9 protein-coding genes are annotated in these 9,796 nt (G+C 34.7%); 6 read left to right on the top strand and 3 right to left on the bottom strand.

What is annotated here, in order from left to right; all coding sequences use genetic code 11:
- Positions 1–47: 47 nt before the first annotated feature.
- Entirely contained in the window at positions 48–851 is an 804-nt protein-coding gene (locus tag ACP6PL_RS03120) for a class I SAM-dependent methyltransferase (RefSeq protein ID WP_426542450.1), read from the bottom strand.
- Between the two features lie 369 nt (positions 852–1,220).
- On the opposite strand from ACP6PL_RS03120, the gene speE reads away from it, so the two are divergent.
- The 4 genes from speE to ACP6PL_RS03100 all read left to right on the top strand — a co-directional run bounded on the left by speE (position 1,221) and on the right by ACP6PL_RS03100 (position 6,359).
- On the top strand, positions 1,221–2,165 hold the full coding sequence (gene speE, locus ACP6PL_RS03115) for a polyamine aminopropyltransferase (protein WP_426542448.1): 945 nt from the start codon (positions 1,221–1,223) through the stop codon (positions 2,163–2,165).
- A gap of 144 nt (positions 2,166–2,309) precedes the next feature.
- Positions 2,310–2,477 carry a YqaE/Pmp3 family membrane protein gene (locus tag ACP6PL_RS03110; RefSeq protein WP_426542446.1) on the top strand — a complete coding sequence of 56 codons (168 nt, stop codon included), beginning with the start codon at positions 2,310–2,312 and terminating at the stop codon, positions 2,475–2,477.
- 1,020 nt (positions 2,478–3,497) lie between these two features.
- Entirely contained in the window at positions 3,498–4,565 is a 1,068-nt protein-coding gene (locus tag ACP6PL_RS03105; RefSeq protein WP_426542430.1) for a branched-chain amino acid aminotransferase, read from the top strand.
- A gap of 912 nt (positions 4,566–5,477) precedes the next feature.
- The gene (locus tag ACP6PL_RS03100; protein WP_426542424.1) at positions 5,478–6,359 is read left to right on the top strand and encodes an EI24 domain-containing protein; all 882 of its coding nucleotides are present in this window, start codon (positions 5,478–5,480) and stop codon (positions 6,357–6,359) included.
- A 91-nt stretch (positions 6,360–6,450) separates the two neighbouring features.
- On the opposite strand, the gene ACP6PL_RS03095 is transcribed toward ACP6PL_RS03100, so the two are convergent.
- Positions 6,451–6,783 carry a hypothetical protein gene (locus ACP6PL_RS03095; RefSeq protein WP_426542422.1) on the bottom strand — a complete coding sequence of 111 codons (333 nt, stop codon included), beginning with the start codon at positions 6,781–6,783 and terminating at the stop codon, positions 6,451–6,453.
- Between the two features lie 282 nt (positions 6,784–7,065).
- On the bottom strand, positions 7,066–8,025 hold the full coding sequence (locus ACP6PL_RS03090; protein ID WP_426542420.1) for an orange carotenoid protein N-terminal domain-containing protein: 960 nt from the start codon (positions 8,023–8,025) through the stop codon (positions 7,066–7,068).
- 252 nt (positions 8,026–8,277) lie between these two features.
- On the opposite strand from ACP6PL_RS03090, the gene phnG reads away from it, so the two are divergent.
- A complete protein-coding gene (phnG, locus tag ACP6PL_RS03085) occupies positions 8,278–8,724 on the top strand; it encodes a phosphonate C-P lyase system protein PhnG (protein WP_426542418.1) in 447 nt (148 codons plus the stop codon).
- A 52-nt stretch (positions 8,725–8,776) separates the two neighbouring features.
- A complete protein-coding gene (phnH, locus tag ACP6PL_RS03080; protein WP_426542416.1) occupies positions 8,777–9,364 on the top strand; it encodes a phosphonate C-P lyase system protein PhnH in 588 nt (195 codons plus the stop codon).
- The last annotated feature ends 432 nt before the right edge of the window (positions 9,365–9,796 follow it).

The raw sequence follows: 9,796 nt of genomic DNA, 5'->3' as shown, positions 1-9,796 counted from the left end.
ATCCATTATCCATTATCCATTATCCATTATCCATTATCCATTATCCATTAATGAACTTCCTTAAAAGCCATAATTCTAATTCTTTTATAATCAGCTATCCATTTTCCCTTCTTATATAAATGAGGACGCAATCTATTTTCGATATCGTCAATAATAATATTTTGCTCTTTTTCAATAATTCCTTCAAAGAAACAAGTTGCAAACATCTTAATCCAATTACGCAGACCATATTCCCCATCTTCAAGTTTAGTTGGTCTGTCTAATAACCTAGCAAAAGTCAACAAAAAACCTTCTGATTCTAAGAGAGTAGCATATTCTCCTACAGTGGGAAAAAACCAAGGATTAAGTTGTTTATTACTACTATAACCAGCAGCATCTAAAGCTTCATAAATAGCATTAATAATTGTTTCAATATTACCTTTTCCACCAAATTCTGTAACGAAACGACCTCCTGGTTTAAGTACACGCCAAATATTATGCATAACTTTTTTGGGTTCTTTAATCCAATGAAGTGCTGCATTAGAAAACACCGCATCAAATGTTTCTTTCAACTCAATATTAACTCCATCTCCCACTAAAAATTTAATATCTGGATAACAACGGTGAGCTTCTTCAATCATAGTAGGAGCATTATCAATTCCTACAACTTTTGCTCCTCTCGTAGTAATTTTATAAGTCAGATGACCTGTACCACAACCAAGGTCAAGAATATTTTCACCTATTTGGGGATTGAGCAATTCTAATAAATCTAATGCCAAGTTAGAAACAAAAGAATGTTTACTTTCGTACAGTTCTGCATCCCACTGATTGAAAGATATATTTGGGAAGTTGTTAGTTGTATGATTTTGCATATAACGATGAAGAGTAACTTATTCAATGAATTATACTTGAATACAAGCTATAACTTGTTAAGTCAAAAGTCAAAAGTAAGACTTGACTGATGAGTCCCAATAATTTTAATTAGGAAAAATCGTTTTTGGTCTTGATATTTTGAGTAAAATTACTCTCATCATACGGATAAAATTAGGTGATTTAGTTAATAATATCTGTAAAAAGCTCAAATTTGTATATCAATGTGCGTGAAGTTCTCTACCGTTAAATCAGAGATTATAACGGGAGACTCCTTACCGAATCTAGTTGGAATAGAAAACCATTTTGTGCTAAGAAATACATTCTGTATCAATATTATTAGATAAATATTTTATCCAGGAGTATGTCTTATGGCTGGTAGTGAAGTTGGTGCAGATTTGTGGGCTAGTGAGTATATCACACCTTGGGATATTTATGTTCATGGTATTACTCAGATTCTTGCCTACAAGAAAACTGCTTATCAAGAAATGTACATTGTAGAAACAGGTATTTATGGTAAAGCACTGGTCCTTGATGGTAAATGGCAATCTTGTACAGGGGATGAATTTTTATACCATGAACCTCTAGTACATCCTCCTATGATTTGTCATGGATCTCCTAACAGAGTTCTGGTTCTTGGTGGTGGTGAGGGAGCTACTATTCGAGAGGTTTTACGTTGGCAAACTGTGGAAAAAGTGGCCATGGTTGATATTGATGGAGAAGTGGTAGAAGCTTGTCGGCAGTATTTGCCAGAGATGCACAAGAATGCTTTTGATGACCCTCGCCTCAAGTTAGTCATTGGTGATGCTTTAGAATTTTTGGATACTTCTCGTGAAGGTTGGGATGTAGTCATCTCTGACCTTTCTGATCCTATTGAAGAGGGACCATCATTTCAATTATTTACTAAGGACTATTTTGAAAAAATTCTGCGGGTACTTACTCCAGGAGGATTTTTTGTTGTCCAAGCTGGCCCTGTTTCCCCTGGAGAAATGAAACTTCATGCTCGAATTGTTAATACAATGAAGGCGGTATTTCCTTATGTTCAATCCTACAGCAGTCATGTTCCTACTTATGGGCGACCTTGGGGTTTTGTCCTGGGTTCCAGAGAAATAATTGATAGTCATCCTAGTACAGAAAAAATTGATCAACTTCTCACAGAAAAAACTACTGGTGGGTTTCGGATGTTGGATGGGACTACTTTATTGGGAATGTTGCAAGTGCCGAAATATCTGCGGAAAGCGATCGCCACTGAGACGGAAGTTTATACTTTAGCAGAACCTCCTAAATTTTTCGGTAAAGGTTCTACTAAGAGTTGAAGTTATATAAAGAAGGAATAATAAAGAAGCAAGAAGGTGAATTATTAATACTGACTTGTTTTGGCTATTCTATAATTCCTAGCCTTTATGGCTACTACCATATACTGAAAAAACAATAGTTTAACAATTACAGGAGTAACTAAAATGACTATACTACGAATTCTAGCTGCTATATTCTTACCACCTTTAGGTGTTTTCTTAACTGTTGGTCTAGGCGGTGCTTTTTGGATTAATCTTCTCCTAACTATTTTTGGTTTTTATATTGGTGGTATTGTTCATGCTATTTGGGTTATTGCCAAGCATGATGACTAATCTGAAGTTAAGCAATTAAAATGGGGATGGGTATTTGACTTTAATTTAGATGAGACTTAATCATCAATTAGAAGTAAGTATTCAGCTATTGGCTGTCAGCTTTCAGCAATAATGCTCCGCCTTTAAGGACGGGGTTTAAATGAATGTAAGATTTAATTAGGGCTTGGTGATTAAATCTAAAAGCATTTATAGATAAAAGTTTTAAGCTGATTTAGGTCGAAAAAAGTGCGACTGTTTCAGCTCTTCATGCTCAAAAAGTTAGTATTTTGGGCAGACAAGGACAGAAAAATCAAGGGGCAAAATATCCAACCAAATCCTCTGTAATTCCCGTTTCTCCTGTCTCCTGTCTCCTGTCTCCTGACTCCTACCCTCACCCTAAAGACTTTTGAGCGCAAACCCTAATTATGGCTCAATTAATAAAGTTTTTATCTCAGCCAAAAGTAATAGCTAATAGCTGTTAACGTAGTTACGATTCAGGAGACTAGCTGACTGCTGAATGCTTACAATTAGAGTTAACCCATCTCCATATTTTATGGTGATTTTTTTATTATAAATTTTCTCATAATACCAAGAATGAAGAAAGAATGTCAGGAATAATAAGGGTTACCAAAGTATTTTAGACGAAATGTTTATTTGACTAATAAGGTAAGTTATGAACTAAGAAATGCTATCGAAGCTATTCATTCTGGCTCCTGACTGCTAAAAAATCCCCTAGTTATTTGTAACAAACATTTATAAAATTGGTATAATATCATGTTCGGATAATCAGTTACAATAAACATTTTTCACTTCCTCTAATTTACTCTTTCTCTCCCGACTCCTGTACAGGCGATTTACAAATCGCTCCTACGACTCCTGACTCCTCTTCTCTCCTGACTCCTGACTCCTGACTCCTCCCTACGTTATTTATAAGTATTCAAAATTTATAAGTATTCAAACGAACATGATATAACTGGCAACTACTAAGTTATTAATGGTATTCTAGAAAAATTGTAGTTACTATTCTGGAGCCAGACAATAATGCAAATAGTTAATTCTAAAATATCTATAGAAAAAACTAGCCACTCTCGGATTAGAGAACAGGATATCAATAATAGTCCTTTTGGTAAAGTATTTACCGACCATATGTTAGTTGCTACCTACTTAGATGGTAGTTGGCAAGAGGTAAAAATTATTCCTTATGGTAATATTCCTATGTCTCCTTCTATGTCTGCAATACATTATGGTCAGACAGTTTTTGAAGGTTTAAAGGCTTATAGAAGTCCGACAGGAAAACCTTTATTATTTCGGCCGGAAGCTAATCATAAACGGATCAATGAATCAGCTTTTCGATTATGTATGCCACCTGTTCCTGAAGAAATTTTTATTGATGGTTTAAAAGAATTAATTAGGTTAGATTCTGATTGGATTCCTACTCAATCAGGCAGTGTATTATATATTCGACCTATATATTTTGCCACAGATGAATCGGTTGGTCTTAAACCAGCAAATAGTTATAAATTTATTATTATTAGTTGTCCGGTAGGTGCTTATTATTCTGAAGCTGTAAAGTTAATTGTAACTGATAAATATGTCCGAGCTGCTGAAGGAGGAACTGGTGCAGCTAAATGTGCTGGTAATTATGGTGGTAGTTTATTGGCAGATAAAGAGGCTAAACAACAGGGTTATGATAATGTTTTATGGTTGGATGGGAAGGAGAAAAAATATATTGAAGAATGTGGCACAATGAATGTGGCTTTCGTTATTAATGATGTGGTTATTACTCCTAAGTTAACTGGAACTATATTGCCGGGAATTACTAGAGATAGTGTATTAACTTTATTTAGAGATATGGGTGTTAAAGTTGAGGAAAGATTAATTTCTATTGATGAAGTAGCAGAGGCTTATCAAGAAGGGAATCTTTCTGAAGCATTTGGTATGGGAACTGCTGCTACTATTGCTCATATTTCTACTATTAATTATCAAGGTAGAGATATGATTTTACCTCCTGTTTCTGAACGTAAATATGCTCCCAAAATTTTACAACAATTGGAAGATATTAAAACTGGGAAGGTTACTGACCTTTATGGCTGGGTTTGTCAATTGTAAACTTTATACTGTTTCACGGAACTTAAAAGTCAAAAGTCAAAAGTTAAAAGTTAAAAGTAAGATTTTATAGACTCAAGACTTTGACAAGACAGTAATTTCAGGAAATTATTTCACATTTAAACTGAATTGGTATAGTGATTTATACTGGGATGAGATTAAAACCTAAGCATTCAGCTATTAGCAGTTAGCTTTTAGCTGTTTCATAAATAATGAATTGAATATAGACTATTTGATCGAGGTCATTTTGTTTTCCATACTTTTAATTAGAGTCTGCTGAATAAAGTCTTTTGGTAGGGGTGGGAGACAGGAGACAGGAGACAGGAGGCAGGAGAAATGGAAATTATAGAGGAGGTAGTCGTAAAAATTGTAAGAGTGATTTTTCTGCCATAATCATCCCAAAATACTAGCTTTTTGAGCTTTTTAGACCGAAACAGGCGCACTTTTTTCGACCAAAAAAGGCTGAGACAAATATCTGTCAGTCCTTTAATATTTAATCAGCAAGCCCTAATTATTCTTAAATCTCTCAATACTAACTTCCTGGTCTAAAGGCAATGAACTAATACAGCAGTTTGCTACTTAATATGGTAGAACTTAATATTATAAATTCGCTTGCCGACTCTGATTAGTGTATTTGATAAAGTCGTAAAATGTTGCAGATAATAACTGAGACAAATCTCTTACCTGTTTCCATAATTACTACTCCTTATTTCCTAAAACAAATAAATTTTGTACCTCACTACTTCTGGGAATTACTATAGTTTTAAGAGATGGTATGAATTAATATTTCCTGACCAAAAAATAAGGTACTGAACTTCCCATTTTAAGGGAATTAAAAGAATAAAGTTCAATATTTCAAGCGTCTGACTTCAGGAGTCGGTACTGATAACTGATAACTGAAATAACTGCTGACTATTGACTAATATAATTCTTCAACTCATGGTAAAACAGCAAAATTCAAAATCAATACTATCTATATTTGAAGCCCCTGTAGGATTGGTAGCAGGCGCAACTTACCATTTTCGTGCCCTAATGATATTTGTCAAAAATCCTAGATTGATAGGTTATATAATTGTTCCGATTTTGATTAATATTGTGGTGGGAATTATTCTTTATATTGGTTTACTCCTGCCGGGAATTAATTTGACTGAGACTATTTTTAATAGTTTATCTTTGCGCTTTGATTCTTTTATTGCTCAACTACCAACTTGGTTAAATTTTTTAAGTTATTTAGACAATATCTTAGATTGGTTTATAGAATTCATCATATTTATAATATTACTCCTTATAATTGGATTTTTGTTAGTACAATTTGGAGTGATTCTCGGCTCACCTTTTTATGGTCAACTTTCTGAACAATTAGAAAAAATTAAAACTGGTACATTACCTGAAGCTCCTCCAGGTGTATTAGGCTCTATCAAGGATATTTGGCGAGCTATACTTTTTGAGCTAAAAAAAATTGCTTTGTTTCTGGGAATAGGGTTACCAATGTTGCTACTAAACTTTTTTCCTGGAGGCTCTTTAATCGCAACTATTGGTGGTATTGCTTTAACAACTTCTATTGTTTGTCTTGACTTTTTTGATGGACCTTTGGAGAGAAGAAAATTAAAATTCCGAGAGAAATTAACAGTGGTGCGTCGTAGTTTTCCAGCAAGTGCAACTTTTGGGTTAATTTGTCAAGCCTTAATTACTATTCCTATAGTTAATTTTTTAGGTATTCCGCTTTGTGTAGCAGCAGGTACTTTATTTTGTTGCGATCGCGTATTACCCAAACTTTTACCAGATAGTAAAACTTGATATTGCCACAATAAGGACAGGTTTAGACTAAGGTAGCAAAGCTCATTTCATCACCCGCCCTTTATTTGTAGTATGTTCAGATGAAATAGTATTAGATCATCCGAGTCATAGCAGATACTTTTGTAATCTTTTCCTTATCTAACCCTTCTAGCTCAGAGACCTTCAACCATCCCTCTTTGACTAAACCTGCTAGAGAAAAAATTACAGTTGCATTTCTAGAGTCGTACTTTCCATCTAAATCATATCTTCTCGCACTGAGAAAATCATGCAGATGCCATAAGTCATTAAACTCTTGAATTCCAGTTGCCTGTTGACGCACTGTTGTCAGTAAAGCATCTATTTCTCGTTCCTTAGCTTTTTCCAAAGCTGCTTGAGCAATCTTTTTTTCTGTTGTAGACCACTCAATATCAGTAATCTGCATCATCTTGCTGAAAATTTATTTTGATTATGATTGTTTATGTAATTGTTAAATATAATAGCATTTATCCATGAAATTGCACTTAAGAAAAGATAAAAGGAGTCAGTATAATAAGGTTTTATTAACAATTGTTAAGTGAATTGTTACAAACAAATGGGGTATGCTAAAATGTCTAGACATTTATTTTTTTTTCAAAAAACCAAAGAGCGCTCTATTTGACAAGCGCTCTTTGGTTAAATAACTTTGCTAAAATTAGCTTTAATTGTTACAAAATTAAACTACCAATTTCTATCGAGCCAAATTTAACAACTCTTTAGGAGAAGCTAATAAGTCGATCGCCACAAAGAAAATTTTACCTTCTGGATTAAGCAAAAATCTCCAAGCAATATTCATGCCTACACCAGCACCAAACCAAGGCGTTTGGCATTTACCAGTAACTTTTATCTGGGTATAACCATCATCAGCAGGTTCAGAAATTCCTTGGTCTGGTATTAACTTGAGGTTTTGACATTCTTCTTGGAAAAAGCGTAAAACAGCATCTTTACCTACAATTGGTCTGCGGAAAGGAGGCTGTAGGCCACCATCAGGAGTGAATAACTCAATCAATGCATTAAAGTCATTAGCATTTAAGTTATTCATATAATTCAAGACAGTGGGATTATCAATACCTTGAATAGTTACTTGAGTTCTCTGTGCCATATCTTTTGGTGCAACAACAGGCTCAGAAACCCTGGTATAGCTACCTAAGTTTTTGACATCAAATCCCATATTAACCACACAATTTCGCAAAACTGTGATTTGCTGACCAGAATCTAATCCTTGAATAGTGCCTAATACAGCAGAAGCATTAGCAGAAAGTTGATATCCTTCTGGAATAGGAGCAACAAGTCCTTGATTCATCCATTCTCCAAGCTGATACCAAAAACCCAACTTAATATTTGGAGACCAAGTAGCATAAGTACGACAAATTGGAGTATCAGAGTGATTAGTCAAGTCGCACATTACTTGGGTTTGCTCTTGGAAACTCATTTTCTTAATTTCATTCATCGTTATTTCTGCAAGCTGCATATTAGCAGCTCCTGGAGCAGCAATTGTAATTGTCTTACCCATTTCCAGGTAGGCGAACCATATCAGAGCTAGTTGGTCTTCAGCACTTAACTGATTAAATCTGGCAATGGTGGCTGGCACTGCATCAGCAGATAAAGTGTTGGGGAAAATATTGCGGGCTGTATCAATTGAAAATGGCATAAATTCACCTTGCTCAATAAATCAAAAACTCAAAATCAAAAATACCCACATTCTCCTAATTGAAAATACAGTTAGGGGGGGGGGAAGATCGGAAAATATCAGATGCCTACAGCTTTCATGTAAGATGCTGTAGGTAGGGATTATAAGGAAAAAGTTTCCAGTACAACCACTCCTTTATCGTAACATTAAATACCATTTAGATTTAGATCGAGAGAATGGGTCAACTATCCGACATTGAGCTAAAAGTAGAATATGGACATTCAAACAGAAATGCGACAAAGGTGGATGGCAACCCTGGCCAAGAGTGATTTAAACCAGTTAGAGGCAAAAGTAGCAGAAATAGGGACTTTGCCTGAATACAGTTTTATCAGGCCACCAGAAATAGGTCTGACAATGGTACGAGGTCGTGCTGGAGGTACAGGACAAATTTTTAATCTGGGTGAGATGACTATTACTCGCTGTACTCTAAAAATAGAGGAGGTTATAGGTTTTGGTTATATAGCTGGGCGATCTTATCGTCATGTGGAACTTGCTGCATTATGCGATGGTTTGATGCAGCTACCAGAATGGCATGATATTGTGCAGTCTATAGTTATTGAATTTCTTGAAGCAGAAGCCAAACGCAAAACAGAAATTCAACAATGCCAAACAGAGGCAACAAAAGTTAATTTCTTTACCCTTGCAAGAGGGGATGAATGAAGTCAATGGATAATGGATAATTGATAATGAAAACTCTTCTAAAAATTTTTCTATGATTACAAAACTACCAGGATTATCAGATATTGTAGATGATTCTCAAATGACTTTTCGGGCGTTACTCAATGCTTTATCTTATCCAGGAAAACAGCAACAAATTAATATCAACTTAACACCACCATCAGACTTAAATATAAGTTGTGCTGCTGCCTGTTTAACAATGTTAGATTTAGAAACAAAAGTTTGGTTAAGTTCAGATTTTGATCGAGATGTAAAAGCTTGGTTATTGTTTCATACAGGTTGTAGTTTTACTGATAATTCTCAAGTTGCAGATTTTGCGATAATCAAGAATATTAATGCTATTCCCAACCTTTCAAATTTTCATCATGGAACAGCAGAAGAACCGGAAAAATCAACTACTTTATTTGTGCAAGGATTAGATTTAGAATCGGGGGAAAAAGTAATATTAACAGGACCTGGGATTTTAGGAGAAACAAAAATCTCTATCTCTGATTTACCAGAATTTTTCTGGTCAGAATGGCAAACTAACTTTAATAATTATCCTTTGGGAATAGATATATTTTTCTTTGTGAAAAATACAGTAATTGGTTTACCAAGAACAGCAAAAATTTCAAAATATTGAAGGTGATAAGTGGTAGATAGATTGTAGTAGACTGTTTCAGCCAAAACTGTGCAGAGTACCTTTTTCGTAAAATTATTATTATAGCTGTTATAGCAAGGTTTGAGCATTTTTCTCCAATGCAGAATTTCACGGCTCATACTCTCTGACTTGAGAGCTTAAGGAAATGAGTTAACTATTGTTCTATGCGCAATAGAAGAAAATTTGCACTATCCATCTACATCCGGCAGGTGCTTAAGGAAATAAATTAACTATTGGGCGTTGCTGATTTTGGGTATGATTTATATTTGTTGGTAATTTCTAAACTATTGAATAACAAACACTTGAGATTATTCACTTTTTATTTTCATACCTTGATTCACCAACACCAACTATTGCTTTATACGCAATAGAAGAAAATTTGCACTATCGATCTACATCTGGCAGGTGCTTAAG

Origin of the sequence: Dapis purpurea BLCC-M126, from assembly GCF_050015975.1 — a bacterium.
Taxonomy (GTDB): domain Bacteria; phylum Cyanobacteriota; class Cyanobacteriia; order Cyanobacteriales; family Microcoleaceae; genus Trichodesmium.
The sequence above is the reverse complement of the archived record's forward strand: the minus strand, read 5'-3'. Positions and strand labels throughout refer to the sequence as shown.

What these genes read in the sequence shown, in the direction of transcription:
- ACP6PL_RS03120 (WP_426542450.1), bottom strand. Translation starts at nt 851, where the DNA reads ATGCAAAATCATACAACTAACAACTTCCCAAATATATCTTTCAATCAG.
- speE (WP_426542448.1), top strand. Translation starts at nt 1,221, where the DNA reads ATGGCTGGTAGTGAAGTTGGTGCAGATTTGTGGGCTAGTGAGTATATC.
- ACP6PL_RS03110 (WP_426542446.1), top strand. Translation starts at nt 2,310, where the DNA reads ATGACTATACTACGAATTCTAGCTGCTATATTCTTACCACCTTTAGGT.
- ACP6PL_RS03105 (WP_426542430.1), top strand. Translation starts at nt 3,498, where the DNA reads ATGCAAATAGTTAATTCTAAAATATCTATAGAAAAAACTAGCCACTCT.
- ACP6PL_RS03095 (WP_426542422.1), bottom strand. Translation starts at nt 6,783, where the DNA reads ATGATGCAGATTACTGATATTGAGTGGTCTACAACAGAAAAAAAGATT.
- ACP6PL_RS03090 (WP_426542420.1), bottom strand. Translation starts at nt 8,025, where the DNA reads ATGCCATTTTCAATTGATACAGCCCGCAATATTTTCCCCAACACTTTA.
- phnG (WP_426542418.1), top strand. Translation starts at nt 8,278, where the DNA reads ATGGACATTCAAACAGAAATGCGACAAAGGTGGATGGCAACCCTGGCC.
- phnH (WP_426542416.1), top strand. Translation starts at nt 8,777, where the DNA reads ATGATTACAAAACTACCAGGATTATCAGATATTGTAGATGATTCTCAA.